This window comes from Microbacterium sp. K35 (genome assembly GCF_004794375.1).
In the GTDB taxonomy this organism is placed as follows: Bacteria; Actinomycetota; Actinomycetes; order Actinomycetales; family Microbacteriaceae; genus Microbacterium; species Microbacterium sufflavum.
In genome coordinates this window covers 1-20,134 of the sequence record NZ_SSDM01000410.1, presented here as the reverse complement: position 1 = coordinate 20,134, position 20,134 = coordinate 1, and the positions used below count along the sequence as shown (strand labels likewise).

Annotated in this window: 17 protein-coding genes; 7 read left to right on the top strand and 10 right to left on the bottom strand. The window is 69.8% G+C overall.

Annotated features, from left to right (window positions below; genetic code table 11):
- The first annotated feature begins 95 nt into the window (after positions 1 to 95).
- Complete coding sequence (locus DW299_RS16930) at positions 96 to 1,184, top strand: polyprenyl synthetase family protein (RefSeq protein ID WP_240745443.1); 1,089 nt, start codon at positions 96 to 98, stop codon at positions 1,182 to 1,184.
- A gap of 7 nt (positions 1,185 to 1,191) precedes the next feature.
- Here the strand turns inward: DW299_RS16930 and DW299_RS16925 are convergent, their stop codons facing one another.
- Positions 1,192 to 1,560, bottom strand: coding sequence for an Rv2175c family DNA-binding protein (locus DW299_RS16925; RefSeq protein WP_240745442.1), 369 nt, complete (start codon positions 1,558 to 1,560; stop codon positions 1,192 to 1,194).
- Positions 1,561 to 1,681: 121 nt separating this feature from the next.
- Between DW299_RS16925 and DW299_RS16920 the strand changes: the two genes are divergently transcribed.
- Positions 1,682 to 2,884, top strand: coding sequence for a LysM peptidoglycan-binding domain-containing protein (locus DW299_RS16920; protein WP_136037282.1), 1,203 nt, complete (start codon positions 1,682 to 1,684; stop codon positions 2,882 to 2,884).
- A gap of 74 nt (positions 2,885 to 2,958) precedes the next feature.
- Positions 2,959 to 4,914 (top strand): Stk1 family PASTA domain-containing Ser/Thr kinase, encoded by a 1,956-nt coding sequence (pknB, locus tag DW299_RS16915; RefSeq protein ID WP_136037281.1) that lies wholly within the window; start codon positions 2,959 to 2,961, stop codon positions 4,912 to 4,914.
- A gap of 64 nt (positions 4,915 to 4,978) precedes the next feature.
- Here the strand turns inward: pknB and DW299_RS16910 are convergent, their stop codons facing one another.
- Positions 4,979 to 6,319 carry a class II 3-deoxy-7-phosphoheptulonate synthase gene (locus DW299_RS16910; RefSeq protein WP_136031294.1) on the bottom strand — a complete coding sequence of 447 codons (1,341 nt, stop codon included), beginning with the start codon at positions 6,317 to 6,319 and terminating at the stop codon, positions 4,979 to 4,981.
- Between the two features lie 47 nt (positions 6,320 to 6,366).
- Positions 6,367 to 7,056, bottom strand: coding sequence for a lysophospholipid acyltransferase family protein (locus DW299_RS16905; protein ID WP_136037280.1), 690 nt, complete (start codon positions 7,054 to 7,056; stop codon positions 6,367 to 6,369).
- Positions 7,057 to 7,203: 147 nt separating this feature from the next.
- Here DW299_RS16905 and DW299_RS16900 point away from each other — a divergent pair, with 147 nt between their 5' ends.
- Positions 7,204 to 9,036 (top strand): AMP-dependent synthetase/ligase, encoded by a 1,833-nt coding sequence (locus DW299_RS16900; protein ID WP_136037279.1) that lies wholly within the window; start codon positions 7,204 to 7,206, stop codon positions 9,034 to 9,036.
- A gap of 54 nt (positions 9,037 to 9,090) precedes the next feature.
- Here DW299_RS16900 and DW299_RS16895 read toward each other — a convergent pair whose 3' ends face one another.
- The 3 genes from DW299_RS16895 to DW299_RS16885 form a co-directional block, all read right to left on the bottom strand.
- The gene (locus DW299_RS16895) at positions 9,091 to 9,582 is read right to left on the bottom strand and encodes a peptide deformylase (RefSeq protein ID WP_136037278.1); all 492 of its coding nucleotides are present in this window, start codon (positions 9,580 to 9,582) and stop codon (positions 9,091 to 9,093) included.
- The gene (locus DW299_RS19570) at positions 9,582 to 11,231 is read right to left on the bottom strand and encodes a MinD/ParA family ATP-binding protein (RefSeq protein WP_240745441.1); all 1,650 of its coding nucleotides are present in this window, start codon (positions 11,229 to 11,231) and stop codon (positions 9,582 to 9,584) included. Before DW299_RS19570 ends, DW299_RS16895 begins: the two co-directional genes overlap by 1 nt.
- 66 nt (positions 11,232 to 11,297) lie before the next feature.
- Entirely contained in the window at positions 11,298 to 14,705 is a 3,408-nt protein-coding gene (locus tag DW299_RS16885) for a pyruvate carboxylase (protein WP_136037277.1), read from the bottom strand.
- A gap of 93 nt (positions 14,706 to 14,798) precedes the next feature.
- Between DW299_RS16885 and DW299_RS16880 the strand changes: the two genes are divergently transcribed.
- Complete coding sequence (locus DW299_RS16880) at positions 14,799 to 15,611, top strand: ParA family protein (RefSeq protein WP_136031283.1); 813 nt, start codon at positions 14,799 to 14,801, stop codon at positions 15,609 to 15,611.
- Positions 15,612 to 15,683: 72 nt separating this feature from the next.
- On the opposite strand, the gene DW299_RS16875 is transcribed toward DW299_RS16880, so the two are convergent.
- The 3 genes from DW299_RS16875 to DW299_RS16865 form a co-directional block, all read right to left on the bottom strand.
- Entirely contained in the window at positions 15,684 to 16,229 is a 546-nt protein-coding gene (locus DW299_RS16875) for a MerR family transcriptional regulator (protein WP_136031281.1), read from the bottom strand.
- A gap of 99 nt (positions 16,230 to 16,328) precedes the next feature.
- On the bottom strand, positions 16,329 to 17,015 hold the full coding sequence (ftsR, locus tag DW299_RS16870) for a transcriptional regulator FtsR (RefSeq protein ID WP_136037276.1): 687 nt from the start codon (positions 17,013 to 17,015) through the stop codon (positions 16,329 to 16,331).
- Positions 17,015 to 17,500 (bottom strand): FHA domain-containing protein, encoded by a 486-nt coding sequence (locus DW299_RS16865; protein WP_136031276.1) that lies wholly within the window; start codon positions 17,498 to 17,500, stop codon positions 17,015 to 17,017. Before DW299_RS16865 ends, ftsR begins: the two co-directional genes overlap by 1 nt.
- Positions 17,501 to 17,600: 100 nt before the next feature.
- Here DW299_RS16865 and DW299_RS16860 point away from each other — a divergent pair, with 100 nt between their 5' ends.
- Positions 17,601 to 18,251 carry a copper resistance CopC family protein gene (locus DW299_RS16860; RefSeq protein ID WP_136031274.1) on the top strand — a complete coding sequence of 217 codons (651 nt, stop codon included), beginning with the start codon at positions 17,601 to 17,603 and terminating at the stop codon, positions 18,249 to 18,251.
- Positions 18,252 to 18,260: 9 nt separating this feature from the next.
- A complete protein-coding gene (gene lpdA / locus DW299_RS16855; protein WP_136031272.1) occupies positions 18,261 to 19,658 on the top strand; it encodes a dihydrolipoyl dehydrogenase in 1,398 nt (465 codons plus the stop codon).
- Positions 19,659 to 19,709: 51 nt separating this feature from the next.
- Here lpdA and DW299_RS16850 read toward each other — a convergent pair.
- Positions 19,710 to 20,134, bottom strand: a 425-nt coding sequence (locus DW299_RS16850; protein ID WP_205814436.1) for an FAD-dependent oxidoreductase, incomplete at its 5' end; no start/stop codon positions are given.

The following is a 20,134-nucleotide window of genomic DNA, read 5'->3' as shown; positions in this document are numbered from 1 at the left end:
TCGTCCCCCTCGGGTATGGTGCACTCCAGTCTACGCTCGACGGGCGTCCGGGGCCAGCGTCAGGCCCCTCCCTTCCTTTACGTATGCTGGGAGTCGTGCCGTCAGCCTCTCCCGTCCCCGACGCCGTCGCCGCCCGACTGGACGGCTTCCTCGCACGCATGCGGGAGGAGTCATCGGCCTACGGGCCGGATGCGGGCGCGTTCCTCGACATGGCGGCGAGCACGCTAGCGGGTGGCAAGCGACTGCGCGCGCGCTTCTGTCATGCCGGGTGGCGTGCCGTCGCCCGTTTCCACGAGCGCACGGCCACCGAGGACGACCGCCTGTGGGATCTGTGCGCGGCCCTCGAGATCTTCCAATCCGCCGCCCTCGTGCACGACGACCTGATCGACAATTCCGACACCAGGCGCGGTCGCCCCGCGGCCCATCGCGCCCTCGAGGCGTCGCACCGCGGCGCCCGCTGGAGCGGAGACGCGGAGGCTTTCGGTCGCGCGGCGGCCGTTCTGCTCGGCGACCTCCTGGTGGCGTGGAGCGACGACCTGCTCGAAGCCGCCCTCGACGGCCATCCGCACGCGAGCGCCGTGCGCGGGGAGTACGCCCGCATGCGACGCGATGTGACCACGGGCCAGTTCCTGGACATCGCAGAGGAGTCCGCCTGGAGCGTCAACCCGGCGGAGGAGCACGCGGAACGCGCGTTGCGCATCGCCTCGCTCAAGTCGGCCAGGTACAGCATCGAGCAGCCGCTCGTCCTCGGTGCCGCCTTCGCCGGCGCAGACCACGAGCAGCTCGCAGCGCTGCGACGCTTCGGTCACCCGGTCGGGATGGCGTTCCAACTCCGAGACGACGTGCTGGGCGTCTTCGGCGACAGCACCGTGACGGGCAAGCCGGCCGGCGACGATCTGCGAGAGGGCAAGCGGACGGTTCTGGTCGCGCTGACCCGCGAGGCGCTCGACGCGCCCGCACGCACCATCCTCGATGAGCTGCTCGGCGACCCGGCGCTGAGTGCGCAGCAGGTGGCCGCTCTGCAGTCGACCATCGCGGACTCCGGCGCGCTCGCACGGGTGGAGGACATGATCTCCGCGTACGCCCACGAGGCGGACAGGGCGCTGACCGGAGCTCCGCTCGACAACGCCGCCGTGGGCGAGCTCCGCGACCTCGGGCGAGCCGCGACGGTGCGCTCTGCCTGAAGCCCGCTCAGGCCAGGGTGCGCGCGAGTCGGCGGACCTCGCTCTTGTGGCCGGCCAGCAGCGACGCGATGGGCGAACGGCCGAGGCTCTCCTCCTCCGCCAGAAGCCAGTCGATGAGCTCGTCATCGCTGAAGCCCGCATCCTGCAGCACGATGACCGTGCCGCGCAGCGAACTCAGCGGGTGCCCATCGACGATGAACACGGAGGGGACGGCGAAGACACCGGTACGACGCGATCCGACCAGGTGATGGTCGTCGATCAGTCGACGCACGCGTCCCAGGGGCTCACCGAGGACCTCGACGAGGTCGGACAGCGTCAACCACTCGACGGGGGCGGCTTCGGGTGAGGCGGCAACGTTCTCAGACACGATGCCCACTATCTCACCTCGGCGTCCCTGACGCATTTCAGCACTCGCGTCACACTGTTCACATGTGTCACTTCTGTTGACATCTCTATACATCCGTGTCAGCGTGAAGTGCTCGAAAAGGGGGCCCGTCGTGAACCTTCAGACCGCTGCTCGCCGCGCTCGAACCCTGCAGCTGGGGCTGCCCGCCGCGATCGCCGGCGCTCTCGCCGCAACGCTGACAGCCGCGCCGGCCGTCGCCGTGACCGACGCCTCGGTCGCGCCGCTCGAACGGCAGCGCACCGCTCCCCCGCGCGGCGTGCCCGCCCAGGTGGCGCCGGCGACCTATGTCGTCCAGCCGGGCGACACCGTGGCGGCCATCGCCGGTCGCTTCGGGCTGCGCACGGTCGATGTCCTGACCTGGAACAGCCTGTCCTGGCGCTCCGTGATCTACCCGGGGCAGACGCTCGTGCTCCATCCTGCCGCCGCTCCGGCGCCTGCTCCGGCACCGGCGCCCGCACCGGCCGCCACCACCGTGCACGCCGTCGTCGCGGGAGACACGGTCTACGCCATCGCGCAGCGCTACGGCACGAGCGTCGATGCGGTCCTGTCCGCGAACGGGCTCACCCGCGCCTCGATCATCTACCCGGGGCAGAGCCTCGCCATCGGCGCGCCCGCGGCTGCGCCCGCCGCGGCACCCGCTGCCGCTCCGGCTCCGGCTTCGGCGCCCGCTCCCGCGGCGACGACGCACACGGTCGCTGCCGGTGACACGCTGTACGGGATCGCCCAGTCCTACGTCACCACGACGCAGGCTCTCTTCGCACTGAACGGTCTCGGGCCGTCGTCGATCATCTACCCCGGGCAGAAGATCGCCGTGCAGGCGGCCGCCGCTCCTGCGCCGGCCACAGCCCCGGCGGCCGCTCCCGCACCGGGAGGTCATCTCAGCGCCGCTCTCACCGCGGAGCAGGCCGGCACCGCCGCCCTCATCATCCGCATCGGTCGCGAGCTCGGCGTGTCCGATCGCGCCATCGCGACGGCGCTCGCGACCGGCATGGTCGAGTCCGGGCTGCGCAACCTGGACTGGGGCGATCGGGATTCGCTCGGCATCTTCCAGCAGCGCCCGAGCACCGGGTGGGGCACGCCGGAGCAGATCATGGACGCCGACCGCAGCACCCGCGTGTTCTATGGCGGCCCGAGCGATCCGAACGGCACGGTCACCCGAGGCCTGCTCGACATCCCCGGGTGGGAGAGCCTGTCGTTCACCGCGGCAGCGCAGGCCGTGCAGATCTCCGCCTACCCCGATAAGTACGGGCAGTGGGAGACTCAGGCCTACGCCTGGCTCGCGCTGTACGGCTGAGATGTCCGGGGAATACGGGGTCCAGGGGTGAGGCGCTCCCGGGGCTTTCAGGCAATCCTCCCTAGAATTCTGACGTGACGACCAATCAGCAGGCCGACCCCCTCATCGGGCGGCTCGTCGACGGTCGGTACCGAGTCCGAGCTCGAATCGCACGCGGCGGGATGGCCACGGTATACGTCGCCACGGACCTCCGCCTCGAACGCCGCATCGCCCTCAAGGTCATGCACGCGCACCTCAGCGACGACTCCGCGTTCCAGAGCCGCTTCATCCAGGAGGCGCGCGCCGCGGCACGACTGGCCGATCCGCACGTCGTGAACGTCTTCGACCAGGGCCAGGACGGCGAGCTCGCCTACCTGGTGATGGAGTACCTGCCCGGCATCACCCTGCGCGAACTCCTCCGGGAGCAGAAACGCCTCACGGTCGCGCAGACCATCACGATCATGGACGCCGTGCTCGCCGGGCTCTCCGCGGCGCACCGTGCCGGGATCGTGCACCGCGACGTGAAGCCCGAGAACGTGCTGCTCGCCGAGGACGGCCGCATCAAGATCGGCGACTTCGGACTGGCCCGCGCGACGACCGCGAACACCGCGACCGGACAGCAGCTCCTCGGCACCATCGCCTACCTCGCGCCGGAGCTCGTCACCCGCGGAACGGCCGACGCACGCAGCGACATCTATGCGCTCGGCATCATGCTGTACGAGATGCTCGTGGGCGAGCAGCCCTACAAGGGCGAGCAGCCGATGCAGATCGCGTTCCAGCACGCCACGGAGTCGGTGCCGCGCCCCAGCGTGCGCAACCCCGCCGTTCCCGAGCAGCTGGACGAGCTCGTGCTGTGGGCGACCGAGAAGTCGCCGGACGAGCGGCCGGACGATGCACAGCAGATGCTCGAGCGCCTTCGCGACATCGAGCGCGAGCTCGGCATCTCCCCCGCGGTGACCAGGGCGACCGTTCCCCCGCAGAGCGCCGCCGACTCGGGCGACCTGACCAAGGTGATGCCGGGCACGATGGTGATCCCCGACGCTGTCGCGCCCACCGCCGGCACGGTCGACAACGCCACGATCCTGCGGCGCCGTGCGTCCAAGCGCCGCGCCCGCGGAGCCTTCCTCCTGTCCCTCGTGCTGCTGCTGGCCGTGCTCGCCGGCGGCGTCGGCTGGTGGTTCGGCTCCGGCCCCGGCTCGCTCATCGCCGTACCCGCCGTCGCGGGTCAGACGTACGACCAGGCCGCCGCCGAGCTCACCGATGCCGGATTCGTGCCGACGCAGCGCGACGAGTTCTCGGTCGATGTCGACAAGGGCACCGTGATCGAGACCGATCCGGGCGAGGGCTCACGCCTCGACAAGGGGGCGACGGTCGCGGTCGTCGTCTCCGCCGGACCCGCGTCGCACGACATCGCCGCCGTGGCCGGGGTGCCTGCCGACGAGGTGCGCGCGGCCCTGGAGGGGGCGAACCTGGAGATCACCGACGACGAGGAGTACTTCACCGACGTCGCCGACGGCTCGGTCATCAACGTGCGCATCACCCCCCGCGCGGGTGGCGACGCCTACGGCTGCGACGAGGGCTGCACGGTCTTCGAGAAGGACACCGCCACCATCCAGATCTCGCGCGGCCCCGTGCCGGATGTGAGCGATATGACCGTGAGCCAGGCGACCGACGCCCTCACCAGCAAGGGCCTCAAGGTCAACGCCGAGAGCCAGTACCAGCCCAGCGACACGATCGGGAAGGACCGCGTCATCGGTATCGCTGAGCGTGGCGAGGAGGGGTCCTGGCGTCCGGGCGAGACCGTGCAGCTCATCGTCTCCCAGGGTCCGCCGCTGTTCGACGTCCCCGACGTGTCAGGGTTGTCCCGCGACGAGGCGACCAAGGCACTACGTGACGCCGGCTTCAAGTGGGCGTACACGAGCGGCACCGGTCTCCCGGACTCGGTGTGGGATCTGCTGGCCAATCAGAACACGCGCGTCGAGTCGTACAGTCCGACGGACCCGCAGCGGAAGGGCGCGACGATCACGCTCACGATGGGCTTCGCCGGCTGAGTCGGCGCATGACGAAGGGGCCGGAACGATGTTCCGGCCCCTTCGTCATGCAGTGTCCGCGGCGTCAGCGCTTCTCGAGCTCCTCGGCCACGAGGAACGCCAGCTCCAGGGACTGCATGTGGTTCAGGCGCGGGTCGCACAGGCTCTCATAGCGCGTCGCGAGGGCGGCCTCGTCGATCTGCTCCGAGCCGCCGAGGCACTCGGTCACGTCGTCGCCCGTGAGCTCGACGTGGATGCCGCCCGGGAACGTGCCCACGGAGCGGTGCGCCTCGAAGAACCCGCGCACCTCATCGACCACGTCATCGAAGCGCCGCGTCTTGTACCCCGTGGGCGTCGTGATGCCGTTGCCGTGCATGGGGTCGGTGACCCACAGCGGCTGCGCGCCGGACTCGCGGACCGCCTCGAGCAGCGGAGGCAGCGCATCGCGGATCTTGCCGGCACCCATGCGCGTGATGAAGGTCAGTCGTCCGGGCTCGCGCTCGGGGTCGAGCTTGTCGATCAGCGCGAGAGCCGTCTCCGGCGTCGTCGTCGGGCCGAGCTTGACGCCGATCGGGTTGCGGATCTTCGAGAAGTAGTCGACGTGCGCGCCGTCGAGCTCGCGCGTGCGCTCCCCGATCCACAGGAAGTGGGCGGACGTGTTGTACGGGGTGTCCGTGCGCGAGTCGATGCGCGTCATCGGCCGCTCGTAATCCATCAGGAGGCCCTCGTGGCCGGTGAAGAACTCGACACGCTTCAGCTCGTCGAAGTCGGCGCCCGCAGCCTCCATGAACTTGATGGCCCGGTCGATCTCGGCGGCCATGCGCTCGTAGCGCTGGTTGGCCGGGTTCTGCGCGAACCCCTTGTTCCACGAGTGCACCTCGCGCAGATCGGCGAAACCACCCTGCGTGAACGCGCGGATCAGGTTCAGCGTCGACGCGGCCGTGTGGTAGCCCTGCAGCAGACGACCGGGGTCGGCCTGACGCGAGCCCTCCGTGAAGTCGTAGCCGTTGACGATGTCGCCACGGTACGCCGGCAGGGTGACCTCGCCACGGGTCTCGGTGTCGCTCGAGCGCGGCTTGGCGAACTGCCCGGCCATGCGCCCCATCTTCACGATCGGCATCGACGCCCCGTAGGTGAGCACCACCGCCATCTGCAGCACCGTCTTGATGCGGTTGCGGATCTGCTCCGCGGTCGCGCCCGCGAAGGTCTCGGCGCAGTCGCCGCCCTGGAGCAGGAAAGCCTGGCCGGAGGCGGCACGCGCGAGGCGGTCGCGAAGATTGTCGACCTCGCCCGCGAAGACCAGCGGCGGGAGAGCGGCGATCTGCCGGGAGACGTCGGCGACGCGGTCGGCGTCCGGCCACTGCGGCTGCTGCTTGATGGGAAGCGAGCGCCAGGCATCAAGGGCATCGATGTGGTGCGGGAGCATGCGTCAAGCCTACTGGTCGGCGACGGTGCCGAGATGCGCTGCGGAGGCTATGTGACGCGGGTGGGCAGGCGGTCCTTCACGGTCGACGCGTAGACGTCTTCGTACTCCTGCTGACCCAGTCGCTGCAGCGCCACCATGATCTCGTCGGTGACGGAGCGCAGGATGTAGCGGTCGTTCTCCATGCCCGCGTAGCGAGAGAAGTCGAGCGGCTCGCCGATCACGATCCCGACCCGCATGATGCGGGGAATGCGTCGACCGATCGGCATCGCGGTGTCGGTGTCGACCATGATCACGGGGACCACGGGGACCTTCGCCTCGAGCGCCATCCGCGCGATGCCGGTGCGTCCGCGGTAGAGCTTGCCGTCGGGGCTGCGCGTCCCCTCCGGATAGATGCCGAGCAGCTCGCCGCCGCCGAGCACCTGCAGTCCCGTGTTGAGCGAAGCTTCCGAGGCCTTGCCGCCCGAGCGGTCGATGGGCAGCTGTCCTGTCGCCTTCATGAAGAACTTCGTCGACCAGCCCTTGAGGCCGCGACCGGTGAAGTAGTCGCTCTTGGCGAGGAACGACATCGGCCGATCGATCACGAGGGGAAGGAAGATGGAGTCGGCGAACGAGAGGTGATTGCTGGCGAGGATCGCCGCACCGCTCGCGGGCACGTTCTTCCGGCCCACGATCCAGGGGCGGAACACCGCCTTGACCACGGGGCCGATCACGACGTACTTCATCAGCCAGTAGAACATCGAGGTGAAGTCTAGCGCCGCTCCGGTGTCCGCCCCAGCCCCGCTCGCACAGGCCGTGCGCGACTCAGTTTCACCCTGAGCGCGACCGGGTGCCATGCCCTAGACTCGGACCAACGCCCGTGCCCGACCGGTACCGAAGGAGCTGCCGTGGTCCAGTTTGAAGTCCCCGCGATCGTCCCCGCCGATCCCGACGCGAACGTCGCCGACCTTCTCGCGGAGCGCGTGCGCGCCACGCCCGACCGCCCCCTCTTCTCCGTCCCCCAGGGCGACGGGTGGCGCGACATCTCCGCCGCCGACTTCCAGACCGCGGTCATCGCCCTGGCGAAGGGCTTCGCGGCCGCCGGCATCCAGCCCGGCGAGAAGGTCGGCTTCCTCGCCCGGACGACCTACGAGTGGACGCTGGTTGACTTCGCCCTGTTCTACGCGGGCGCGGTGATGGTCCCCATCTACGAGACCAGCTCCCCCTCCCAGATCCAGTGGATCCTGGAGGACTCCGGTGCGATCGCGCTCATCGTCGAGTCTCCCGAGCACTTCGCACGCGTCGACGAGGTGCGCAGCGACCTCCCCCTGCTGCGCGAGGTCTGGCAGCTGCACCTCGGCGCGATCGACACCCTCACCGCGCAGGGAGCGTCCCTCTCCGACGAGGAGATCGACCGCCGCCGCAACCTCGCCGTCGCCTCGGACATCGCCACCCTCATCTACACCTCCGGCTCGACCGGGCGCCCCAAGGGGTGTGTGCTCACGCACAGCAACTTCGTCGAGCTGTCCCGCAACGCCGCGAAGGCGCTCGACGAGGTCGTGCAGACGCCCGGCTCCTCCACGCTGCTGTTCATCACCACCGCGCACGTGTTCGCACGCTTCATCTCGATCCTCAACATCCACGCCGGCGTGCGCACGGGTCATCAGCCGGACACGCGCCAGCTGCTGCCGGCACTCGGCTCGTTCAAGCCCACGTTCCTCCTCGCCGTCCCGCGCGTGTTCGAGAAGGTCTACAACTCGGCGGAGCAGAAGGCCGAAGCGGGCGGCAAGGGCAAGATCTTCCGCGCAGCCGCCGACGTCGCGATCGAGCACTCGCGCCTCCTCGAAGAGGGCAAAAAGATCCCGTTCGGCATGAAGCTCAAGTTCGCGCTCTTCAACAAGCTGGTCTACAGCAAGCTGCGCGAGGCCATGGGCGGCAACGTGGTCTACGCGGTGTCGGGCTCGGCTCCCCTCGGCGCCCGCCTCGGCCACTTCTTCCACAGCCTCGGCGTCGTCATTCTTGAGGGCTACGGCCTCACCGAGACCACGGCACCTGCCACCGTGAACCTCGCGGACAAGTCCAAGATCGGCACCGTCGGCCCCGCTCTTCCCGGGGTCGGCATCCGGCTCGCGGACGACGGCGAGATCGAGGTCCGCGGCATCAACGTCTTCAAGGAGTACTGGAACAACCCGGAGGCCACCGCCGAAGCCTTCAGCGAGGGCGGCTGGTTCCACACCGGCGACATCGGCAGCTTCGACTCCGAGGGCTTCCTCACCATCACCGGCCGGAAGAAGGAGATCATCGTCACCGCCGGCGGCAAGAACGTCGCACCCGCCGCACTCGAAGATCCCATCCGCGCGAACCCGATCGTCGGCCAGGTGGTCGTCGTCGGCGATCAGCGCCCGTTCATCTCCGCGCTCGTGACCCTCGACCCCGAGATGCTGCCCACCTGGCTCGCCAACAACGGACTGGACGAGAAGATGTCGCTCGCCGACGCCTCCACCAACCCGGCGGTGCGCGCCGAGGTGCAGCGCGCGGTGGACGCGGCCAACCAGCGGGTCTCGCGGGCCGAGTCGATCCGCAAGTTCACGATCCTCGACTCGGAGTGGACGGAGGCTTCCGGCCACCTCACCCCGAAGCTCTCCATCAAGCGCAACGTCATCATGAACGACTTCGCCGACGAGATCTCCGCGATCTACGACGAGCCGGTCGCCACCACCAACGTCGCCATCGGCGGCTGAGCGGCACCTCAGTCGCAGAAGGGCCCCGCCGCGGCGGGGCCCTTCTTCATGCGGCTAGAACCAGGAGCTCTCGCGCACCTGCCGCATCGCGACCTTGCGCGTCTCCGGGTCGAGCCGGGTGAGGAAGAGCTTGCCGTCGAGGTGGTCCGTCTCGTGCTGGAGCGCCTGGGCCAACAGCCCTTCGCCCTCGAGCACCACAGGCTGCCCGTCGAGATCGATGCCCTCGACCCTGGCCCACGGATGGCGCTGCGCGTCGTGCCACAAGCCCGGCACGGACAGGCACCCCTCCCCCGTGGGCTGGGGTTCCCCGCGGACCTCGGTCAGCACGGGATTGAGGACGTAGCCGATGTCGCCGTCGATGTTGTAGCTGAACGCCCGGACGGCGACGCCGATCTGGTTCGCGGCCACACCGGCCCGTCCGGGGAGCGCGACCGTGTCGACGAGGTCGGCCACCAGGGCGCGGACGCCGTCGTCGATCTCATCGATCGGAGCGCACGCCGTTCGCAGGACCGGGTCGCCGAAGATGCGGATCTCGCGGACGGCCATCAGGCGGCCTTCGCCCGCAGGCCCTCGACGAGCAGGGCGGCGAGCTCCCGCGCGGCCGTGCGGGTCTCCGGCTGCAGGTTCGCGAACACGATGCTCCCTCCGCCTGCGATCTGCGGGTCGTACGGGACCCGCACCACGCTGCGCACCCGGGTGGCGAAGTGGGCCTGCAGCTCGTTGAGGCGCACGAGCGGGCTGCCCGGCGTGGACTGGTTGAGCACCACGATCGCGTTGCGCGCCTGCTCGGTGTAGCCGTTGGTCTCCAGCCACGTGAGCGTCTCGGACGCGAGGCGTGCCTCGTCGACGCTGAGACCCGACACGATCACGAGCTGATCGGCGAGATCGAGCGTGGCCGACATCACCGAGTGCACGATGCCGGTGCCGGTGTCGGTGAGGACGAGCGAGTAGTAGTGCGCGGCGACCGCGGCGACATCGCGGTAGTCGGTGTCGCTGAAGGCCTCGGCCACGTGGGGGTCGGCGTCGGACGCGAGCACGTCGAGCCTGGTCGCGTCACGAGCCACGATCGCGGAGATGTCGTGGTAGCCGCGCACCTCGTCACGGATACGGACGAGATCGCGCACGGACTTGCCGTGCTGCGGACGGACGACCCGGTCGGCGAGGGTGCCGCGATCCGGGTTCGCGTCCACGGCGATCACGCGGTCCTCGCGGGCATCGGCGAGGGCCATGCCGAGAAGCGCGGTGATGGTGGTCTTGCCCACGCCGCCCTTGCGGGACAGCACGGGGATGAAGCGCGCACCGCCCGTCAGCGGCGCGCCGATGCGCGCCGTGAGCGCCTTGCGTTCGCGGGCCCGTCGGCTGTCACCGATGTTGATCCGTCGACCGGACACCGTATAGAGGAAGTGGCTCCAGCCGCCCTCCGGCTCGGGCTTGGTGACGTGGTGCGGGTCGAGCAGACGGTCGGCCGTCAGCAGATCGGCGGACTCACGCGCGGACTCGCTGAGCTCCCCGAGGCGCTTCGAGGCGAGGGTGACCTCGGCGGCGGGTGCGGGCTGCACCGGCGACGGGGTGACGGATCGGCTGTCGGACGTGGACATCCGTGGCTCCTTCCGGGGCGATGGACCTGGCGAGACGGAGGACGGGGAGGCAGCAGCCCCCGCATCCGCACCAGCCTTCGCGAGGAAGCGGGCGGCGGCCTCCTCCTCCTCGGCGTGCGGGGAGGAGACGTCGTCCGAGCCGGGCTCGTCGCCCGCGGACGAGTCGTCGAGCACGATCGCCTCCCGCACCGCATCGGTCTCGGACCCGGCGGGTCGCTGAGCCCCCTCGTCGATCGCTGCTTTCACGATCGGCTTCTCCGGCGCCGGGGCGGGCGGCGGCGTATCGGACGACACCGGCGATGCCGTCGTCGCCTCTTCCACCGGCGGAGTCACGGGCGTCGAGCTGATCGTGATCGCCGCAGCGGCGATCGGGACAGGGGCGCCCTCGACCGCGACGTCGTCGATGATGAGGTCGCCCACCACCTCGCCGTCCACGACACCGTCATCGACGAGGTCGTCGTCCTCCTCGATCGGCAGCGTCACCCGCACCTGGGCGGTCCCGCCGAGGATGCCGATGCCCGCCGTGTCGATCGACCCGGTGTCGTCCAGCACCCCCAGCGGATTCTCGTCGGGGTCGCCTGTCTTCTTCGTGGTCACGTGTCACTCCAAGCCTGTGCGGGGCCTCGGGTGCGCAACGCAGTGCGCGGCCTCGCCCGCACAAGATTAGTGCGACGGACGGATGACGACCAAAAGATCACCCGCGTCGACCTGCTGGGTCTCGGCGATGGCAAGCCGCTCGATCACGCCGTCGACGGGGGCGGTGATGGCCGCCTCCATCTTCATCGCCTCGATCGATGCCACCGGTTCCCCGGCCCTGACGGCCGCACCCACCTCGACCTTGAGCGTGACCACTCCGGAGAACGGCGCCGCGACCTGACCGGGGACGGACGTGTCGGCCTTCTCCACCTCGTGCGCGTCGACCGCCACGGAGCGGTCGCGGACGAACACCGGACGGAGCTGACCGTTCAGCGTCGTCATCACGGTGCGCATGCCTCTGTCGTCGGCGTCGCCGATCGCCTCGAGCCCGACGTACAGCTGCACACCGCGGTCGATCTCGATCAGGTGCTCCTGCCCGGGAACGAGCCCGTACAGGTAGTCGCTCGTGTCGAGCACGGACAGATCGCCGAACAGCTCGCGGCGCTCACGGAATTCGGCGGTCGGCGCCGGGAACAGCAGCGTGTTCAGTCGCGAACGGCGCTGCTCGCTCGATCCGGCGAGATCCGCCTCGTCCTCGGCGGTGAGGGCCGTCAGCCCCGCACGCACCGATCTCCCGGCGAGCACCTTGGAACGGAACGGCTCGGGCCACCCGCCCGGCAGGTCACCGAGCTCGCCTGCCATGAAGCCGACGACGGAGTCCGGCACGTCGTACTTCTCCGGGTTTGCTTCGAAGTCGGCGGGATCGGCCTTCACCGCGGCGAGATGCAGAGCGAGATCTCCGACGACCTTCGAGGAGGGGGTCACCTTCGGCACGCGTCCGAGGATCCGGTCGGCGGCGGCGTACATGTCCTCGATGAGCTCAAAGTCGTCCGCCAGCCCCAGAGCCTTCGCCTGCTGTCGCAGGTTCGACAGCTGACCGCCCGGGATCTCGTGGTGGTAGACCCGCCCCGTGGGTCCCGGCAGCCCGGACTCGAACGGCGCATACTGCCGCCGCACGGCCTCCCAGTACGGCTCGAGGTCGGACACCGCCGCGAGCGACAGCCCGCTGTCGCGCTCGGTGTGCGCGAGCGCGGCCACCAGCGACGACAGCGACGGCTGGCTCGTGGTTCCCGACAGCGGTGCGGAAGCCGCATCGACCGCATCGACGCCCGCCGCGCTGGCCGCGAGGAGCGTCGCCAGCTGCCCGCCCGGGGTGTCGTGGGTGTGCAGGTGCACGGGGAGGTCGAACCGATCGCGCAGCGCCGTCACGAGCTTCGCCGCGGCCGCCGGTCGCAGCAGGCCGGCCATGTCCTTGATCGCGAGGATGTGGGCACCCGCGGCGACGATCTGATCCGCCAGGCCGAGGTAGTAGTCGAGGGTGTAGAGCTCCTCCGCCGGGTCGAGCAGGTCGCCGGTGTAGCACAGCGCGACCTCCGCGACGGCCGTGCCCGTGCTGCGTACCGCCTCGATCGCCGGACGCATCTGCTCGACGTCGTTCAGGGCGTCGAAGATGCGGAAGATGTCGACGCCGCTCGCCGCCGCCTCCGCCACGAACGCCTGTGTCACCGCGGTCGGGTACGGGGTGTAGCCGACCGTGTTGCGTCCTCGCAACAGCATCTGGATCGCCACGTTGGGCAGGGCGGCACGCAGCTTGTCGAGGCGCTCCCACGGGTCTTCGCCGAGGAACCGCAGCGCGACGTCGTAGGTCGCACCGCCCCAGGCCTCGACCGACAGCAGCTCGGGCGTGAGCCGGGCGAGGTAGGGCGCCGCGGCGACCAGGTCCTTCGTGCGCACCCGGGTGGCCAGCAGCGACTGGTGCGCGTCACGGAAGGTGGTGTCGGTGATCGCGAGCGCCGTCTGGTCACGGAGGCTGCGGGCGAACCCCTCGGGGCCGAGGTCGAGCAGACGCTGTCTCGACCCGGACGGCGGCGTCGCGGCGAGGTCGATCACGGGGAGCTTCGTCACCGGGTCGACGACCCCGGGATGCGCGCCGTGCGGCTTGTTGACCGTGACGTCGACGAGCCAGTTGAGGATCTTGGTGCCACGGTCCTTCGACACGCGTCCGCGCAGGAGCTCGGGGCGCTCGTCGATGAAGGAGGTACTGACGTCGCCACGCACGAACGCGGCGTCGTCGAGCAGCGCCTGAAGGAACGGGATGTTGGTCGACACCCCGCGGATGCGGAACTCCGCGAGCGCGCGACGGGCACGGGCCACCGCCGCGGGGAAGTCGCGGCCGCGGCAGGTGAGCTTCGCCAGCATCGAGTCGAAGTGCGGGCTGATCTGCGCGCCCTGGTGCACGGTTCCCCCGTCGAGCCGGATCCCCGCGCCACCGGGCGAACGGTAGGTGGTGATCTTCCCGGTGTCGGGACGGAAGCCCTGCGTCGGGTCCTCCGTCGTGATGCGGCACTGGAGCGCCGCACCGCGCAGGTGCAGGTTCTCCTGTTGCAGACCGAGCTCGGCCAGGGTCTGTCCGGCGGCGATGCGCAGCTGGCTCTGCACGAGGTCGACGTCGGTGACCTCCTCCGTCACGGTGTGCTCGACCTGGATGCGCGGGTTCATCTCGATGAACACGACCTCCCCGGCCCGCTCCCCCGCGGTCTCCAGAAGGAACTCCACCGTGCCGGCGTTCTCATAGCCGATCGAGCGTGCGAAGGCCACGGCGTACCCGTGCAGTGCGTGCCGGACGTCGTCGTCGAGGTTCGGCGCGGGGGCGATCTCGACGACCTTCTGATGGCGTCGCTGCACCGAGCAGTCGCGCTCGAACAGATGCACGGTCTCGCCCGTCTTGTCCGCCAGGATCTGCACCTCGATGTGGCGTGGCCGCACGACGGCCTGCTCCAGGAACATGCGGGGGTCGCCGAAGGCGCTGCCGGCCTCACGCATCGCCTCGGCCAGCGCCGGAGCGAGGTCGCCCAGGGTCTCGACGCGCCGCATGCCACGACCGCCGCCACCCGCGACCGCCTTGGCGAACAGCGGGAACCCGATGTCCTCCGCTTGCGCCACCAGGGCGTCGACGTCGTCGGAGGCCTCGGTCGATCGGAGCACCGGCACCCCGGCCTCGATCGCGTGGCGCTTGGCCTCGACCTTGTTGCCCGCCATCTCCAGGACCTTCGCGGGCGGCCCGATGAAGACGATGCCGTTCGCGGCAGCCTTCTCCGCCAGCTCCGGGTTCTCGGACAGGAAGCCGTAGCCGGGGTAGATCGCGTCGGCGCCCGACTCGCGGGCGACGCGGATGATCTCGTCGACGTCCAGGTACGCACGGACGGGGTGGCCGCGTTCACCGATCTCGTACGCCTCGTCGGCCTTCAGCCGGTGCACCGAACCGCGATCTTCATGAGGGAAGACCGCGACGGTGCGGGCCCCGACCTCCACTGCCGCTCGGAATGCCCGGATCGCGATCTCGCCGCGATTCGCCACAAGGATCTTCTGGAACATGCACACCTCTGAGAGCTCGATGCGCGGCGTCGACGCACGCGCATGGGCGGGGCTGAGTGTTCCCCCAGCCTAGGGGAAGGTAACGTGGTGTCCGTGCACGTACTCAGCGTCAGCTCTCTCAAGGGGGGCGTCGGCAAGACGACCGTGACACTCGGGCTGGCCTCCGCGGCTTTCGCTCGGGGCGTCCGGACGCTCGTCGTCGACCTCGATCCGCAGTCCGACGTCTCCACCGGGATGGACATCCAGGTCGCCGGGCGACTCAACGTCGCCGACGTCCTGGCCAACCCGAAGGAGAAGACCGTCCGTCAGGCGATCACCTCCAGCGGCTGGGCCAAGGTCCACCCCGGGACCATCGACGTGCTGATCGGCAGCCCGTCCGCCATCAACTTCGACGGACCGCACCCGAGCGTCCGCGACGTCTGGAAGCTCGAGGAGGCGCTGGCGGCCGTGGAGGCCGACTACGACCTCGTGCTCATCGACTGCGCCCCGTCGCTGAACGCGCTGACCCGCACCGCGTGGGCGGCGAGCGACCGCGTGATGGTGGTGACCGAGCCCGGGCTCTTCTCCGTGGCGGCGGCCGACCGCGCGCTGCGCGCCATCGAAGAGATCCGTCGCGGCCTGTCACCTCGCCTCCAGCCGCTCGGCATCGTGGTGAACCGCGTGCGCCCGCAGTCCATCGAGCACCAGTTCCGCATCAAGGAGCTGCGCGACATGTTCGGTCCCCTCGTGCTCTCCCCCCAGCTGCCCGAGCGCACGTCGCTGCAGCAGGCGCAGGGCGCGGCGAAGCCGCTGCACATCTGGCCGGGCGACTCCGCACAGGAGCTTGCGGCCGACTTCGATCAGCTGCTCGACCGCATCATCCGCACCGGACGGATCCCCGTCCCGGAGAGCGGTCCGCAGAGCTGACACACGCACGAACGACGAAACGGCCATCCTCTTCGAGGGTGGCCGTTCTTCGTTGGTGTGCGGGGGCGCCGCTCAGGCGGTGCGCTTCGCCCGGCGGGCCGACAGTTCGTCGACGGGGTCCGGTGCGGTCGGGTCGAATGCGACCAGTGTCGACTCCACCTCGCGGAGCACCTTGCCGACGGCGATGCCGAACACGCCCTGCCCGCGACTGACCAGGTCGATGACCTCGTCGTTGGACGTGCAAAGGTAGACCGAGGCGCCGTCGCTCATGAGGGTGGTTCCCGCGAGGTCGCGGATACCGGCCCGGCGCAGCTCCTCCACCGCGGTGCGGATCTGCTGCAGGGAGATGCCGGTGTCGAGCAGGCTCTTGACGAGCTTGAGGACGAGGATGTCACGGAAGCCGTACAGACGCTGCGATCCGGAGCCACTGGCGCCACGGACGGTGGGCACGACGAGCTCGGTGCGGGCCCAGTAGTCGAGCTGGCGATACGTGATGCCGGCGGCGCGAGCGGCCACGGCGCCGCGGTAGCCGACCTCGTCATCCATGGCCGGGAGACCGTCGGTGAAGAGGAGTTCGGTCACGAACCGCGGGTCGCCTGCGAGCTCATCCGCATTCATCTGAAATCCTCCCTGGAACGGTTATCTCCACGGTAGAGCAGTGCCCCGGCACCGGCAACGACATCCGCGCGGGGCCGAAGGTGTGTCGCAATCAGTTCGTTACGAAAGGATGCGCGACAGCGCGTCCTTCACGAACAGCGCCCGCACGTCGTCGATCCGTGACGCGAGCTCCGGAGCCAGTTCGCTCGCCCGCGCGCGCGACGGCGCGTCGGTGCGTCGGAGCAGTGTCGACAGTGCCGACTCGATCAGCGACACCTCCCGCTCCGCCCCTTGGCGCAGCGAACGCAGGTGACGCGGCTCGATGCCGTGCCGGTCGAGCGCCACGAGTCCCCGCAGGAGCGCCACCGTGTTCTCCGGATAGGTCTCCTGCGCGGTGATGACGCCGGTGCTGATGGCGTCGTTGAGCAGCTGCGGGCCGGCGCCGGCGGCAGCGAGGAGCTCATCGCGGCGGTACCGACGCGGCGCGGGTGAGATCGACGGCGGCGGGACGAGGGCAGCGGCATCGCCGGTCTCCTCGGCCTGGTCGAGCTGCTCGCGGATCACGCTCAGTGGAAGGTAGTGGTCGCGCTGGAGCGTGAGCCCGAGGCGCAGCCGCTCGATGTCGGCGGTGGAGAACTTGCGGTACCCCGACTCGGTGCGCGACGGGCGCACGATGCCCTGCACCTCGAGGAACCGCAGCTTGCTGGAGGTCAGGTCGGGGAACTCCGGCGTGAGGCGAGCGAGCACCTGACCGATACTCAGCAGGCCCGCGGACGACGAGCGTTCGCGGGCGGAAGTCGCCGCCATCAGGCGTTCGCCGCCGGACGATCGAGGGGCGAGGCGAAGAAGTTCAGCCGGAACTTGCCGACACGGAGCTCGGCACCGTCGGTGAGCGTGCTGCGGTCGACGCGCTCCCCGTTCACGTAGGTGCCGTTGAGAGACCGCTGGTCGATGATCTCGAACGCGGCGCCGTTGCGCGTGATCTCCGCGTGCCGACGAGACACGGTCACGTCATCGAAGAAGATGTCGGCCTCGGGGTGGCGGCCGACGGTGGTCACGTCGGTGTCGAGCAGGTAGCGTGCCCCGGCCAGGGCGCCCGAACGGACCAGCAGCAAAGCCGAGCCGGAGGGCAGCGCCGAGATGGCCGACTGCTCGACATCTGTCAACTCCACGCCGAACGGCACGAACGACAGGTCGGAGTCGTGTCCGAACGTCTGCGTCACATCGTGCTTCTGGTCGCCGGAGCGATGGATGGCGGCTTCACCGGCCGGTCGGCTGTCGCTGTCTGTCACTGTGCCCTCCTGACTGTCCAGACTAACGGATGCCGCAGGCCCCCGGGGAGGTCGCTTTCGCACTCAGCCGTCGCATACCGGTGATTCATAGGGTGGAGGGGTGAAGACCAAAGCCCTGCGCCACCCGGCCACCCCGATCGCCCTCGCCGCGGCCCTCCTCGCCGCCTTCCTCGTGCTCTTCTCCCCCCTCTCCGCCTCGGCACACGACGCCCTGGTGTCGTCGTCGCCCGCAGCGGACTCCTCGGTCGAGACGGTTCCCTCCGAACTCACCCTCACCTTCAGCGCGAAGCTGATCGACGGCGAGGGCGCGACCGAGGTGGTCGTGACCGACCCCTCCGGCGCGACGGTCACCGAAGGGCCGGCGACCGTGGACGGCGCGATCGTCACGCAGCCGCTCAGCGGCAGCGGCCCCGCCGGCGCCTATCACGTGGTGTGGAAGGTCGTGTCCAGCGACGGTCATCCCACCTCCGGCGAGTTCTCCTTCACGGTCACCGCCGGCGACGAGGCAGCGACCGACGCGCCGACCACCGCCCCCGCGACCACCGCTCCCGCCACCGCGGCCCCGACCGAGCAGACCCCGACGCCCGCATCCCCCGCCCCGACGGCACCCGACGACGCGGGCGCATCGGCGTGGATCTGGGTGCTCGTGGTCCTCGCCGTCCTGATCGTGATCGGCGTCGCCGTGTGGCTGACGATGCGCCGTCGCGGCGGCACCGCTCCGTCCGATTCCGACGCCCCCACCGAGCGATAGGCTTAAGGCATGCCACACTACGACGTCGTCATCCTTGGTGCAGGTCCTGGCGGATACGTCGCTGCGGTTCGCAGCGCACAGCTCGGCCTGTCCACCGCGATCATCGAGGAGAAGTACTGGGGTGGTGTGTGCCTCAACGTCGGCTGCATCCCCTCCAAGGCGCTCCTGAAGAACGCGGAGCTCGCGCACACTCTGAAGCACAAGGCCGACTTCTTCGGCATCTCCGGCGACTTCACCATCGACTACGGCAAGGCGTTCGACCGCAGCCGCGTCGTGGCCGACGGGCGCGTCAAGGGCATCCACTTCCTCATGAAGAAGAACAAGGTGACCGAGTACGACGGGCGCGGCACGTTCACCGGCCCGAAGGCCATCTCGGTGGCCAAGGCCGACGGCACGACCGAAGAGGTCACGTTCGACAACGCGATCATCGCGACGGGCTCCAAGGTGCGTCTGCTTCCGGGCGTGCAGCTGAGCGACAACGTGGTGACGTACGAGGAGCAGATCCTCTCCCGTGAGCTGCCGAAGTCCATCGTGATCGTCGGCGCCGGCGCGATCGGCATGGAGTTCGCCTACGTGATGACGAACTACGGCGTGAAGGTCACGATCATCGAGTTCCTCGACCGTGCGCTCCCCAACGAGGACGCCGATGTGTCGAAGGAGATCACGAAGCAGTACAAGAACTACGGCGTCGACATCCTCACCTCCACCAAGGTCGAGTCGGTCGTCGACAACGGCTCGTCCGTCACCGTGTCGTACACGGGCAAGGACGGCCAGCAGAGCTCGATCGAGGCCGACAAGGTGCTCATGTCGGTCGGATTCGCCCCGAACGTCGAGGGCTTCGGGCTCGAGAACACGGGCGTGAAGCTCACCGAGCGCGGCGCGATCGACATCGACGACCACATGCGCACCAACGTCGAGGGCATCTACGCCATCGGCGACGTGACGGCCAAGCTGCAGCTCGCCCACGTGGCCGAGGCGCAGGGCGTGGTCGCGGCCGAGACCATCGGCGGCGCGGAGACGATGACCCTGGGCGACTACCGGATGATGCCGCGCGCGACGTTCTGCTCGCCGCAGGTCGCGTCGTTCGGGCTCACCGAGCAGCAGGCGAAGGACGAGGGGCGCGAGATCAAGGTCGCGACGTTCCCGTTCATGGCCAACGGCAAGGCGCACGGCCTCGGCGAGCCGGTCGGCTTCGTCAAGCTCATCGCCGACGCCGAGCACCTCGAGCTCATCGGTGCGCACATGATCGGCCCCGACGTGTCGGAGCTTCTGCCCGAGCTCACGCTCGCCCAGAAGTGGGACCTCACGGCGCTCGAGCTGGCACGCAACGTGCACACGCACCCGACGCTATCGGAGGCCCTGCAGGAGGGCTTCCACGGCCTCGCCGGCCACATGATCAACTTCTGATCGCACGCACACGAAGGCCCGGTCCGCTCTCACGGACCGGGCCTTCGTGCGTCAGAGACCGTGCATCGTGAGGAGGCCGGTCGTCCATGCGCGCAGCGCCGGTGAGCCGAGCGTGCGGACCAGGGACTCCCGGCCCGCGACGACCGGCACCGGCGCGGGGGCGCCCATCGCCATGAAGAACGCCGAGCGCCGCTGGGCCCGCGCGGCGGCCGTCCGCGTGCGACGGGCGAAGGCGTCGAGGTCGGGCCTGTCGCCCGGCTCGGTGTCGCGCAGGACGGCGGCAAGCCGGAGCGCAGCCGTCCAGCCGAGGTTCATGCCCTGACCCCCGATCGGGCTCACCTCGTGCGCCGCATCGCCCAGGAGCACCACGCGCCCCCGGTGCACCCGCTCCGCCACATGCTGCGCGGCGACGAAGGACGACACCGTGGCGCGGTCGTCCACGACCAGCCGCTGCCCGGTGCGCGCCGCGACGACCG

Excerpts from the sequence above, each read along its gene's own strand:
- DW299_RS16910 (WP_136031294.1), bottom strand. The coding sequence starts at position 6,319 with ATGCTCCCGCACCACATCGATGCCCTTGATGCCTGGCGCTCGCTTCCC.
- DW299_RS16905 (WP_136037280.1), bottom strand. The coding sequence starts at position 7,056 with ATGTTCTACTGGCTGATGAAGTACGTCGTGATCGGCCCCGTGGTCAAG.
- DW299_RS16895 (WP_136037278.1), bottom strand. The coding sequence starts at position 9,582 with ATGGCCGTCCGCGAGATCCGCATCTTCGGCGACCCGGTCCTGCGAACG.
- DW299_RS16885 (WP_136037277.1), bottom strand. The coding sequence starts at position 14,705 with ATGTTCCAGAAGATCCTTGTGGCGAATCGCGGCGAGATCGCGATCCGG.
- DW299_RS16875 (WP_136031281.1), bottom strand. The coding sequence starts at position 16,229 with ATGAATGCGGATGAGCTCGCAGGCGACCCGCGGTTCGTGACCGAACTC.
- ftsR (WP_136037276.1), bottom strand. The coding sequence starts at position 17,015 with ATGGCGGCGACTTCCGCCCGCGAACGCTCGTCGTCCGCGGGCCTGCTG.
- lpdA (WP_136031272.1), top strand. The coding sequence starts at position 18,261 with ATGCCACACTACGACGTCGTCATCCTTGGTGCAGGTCCTGGCGGATAC.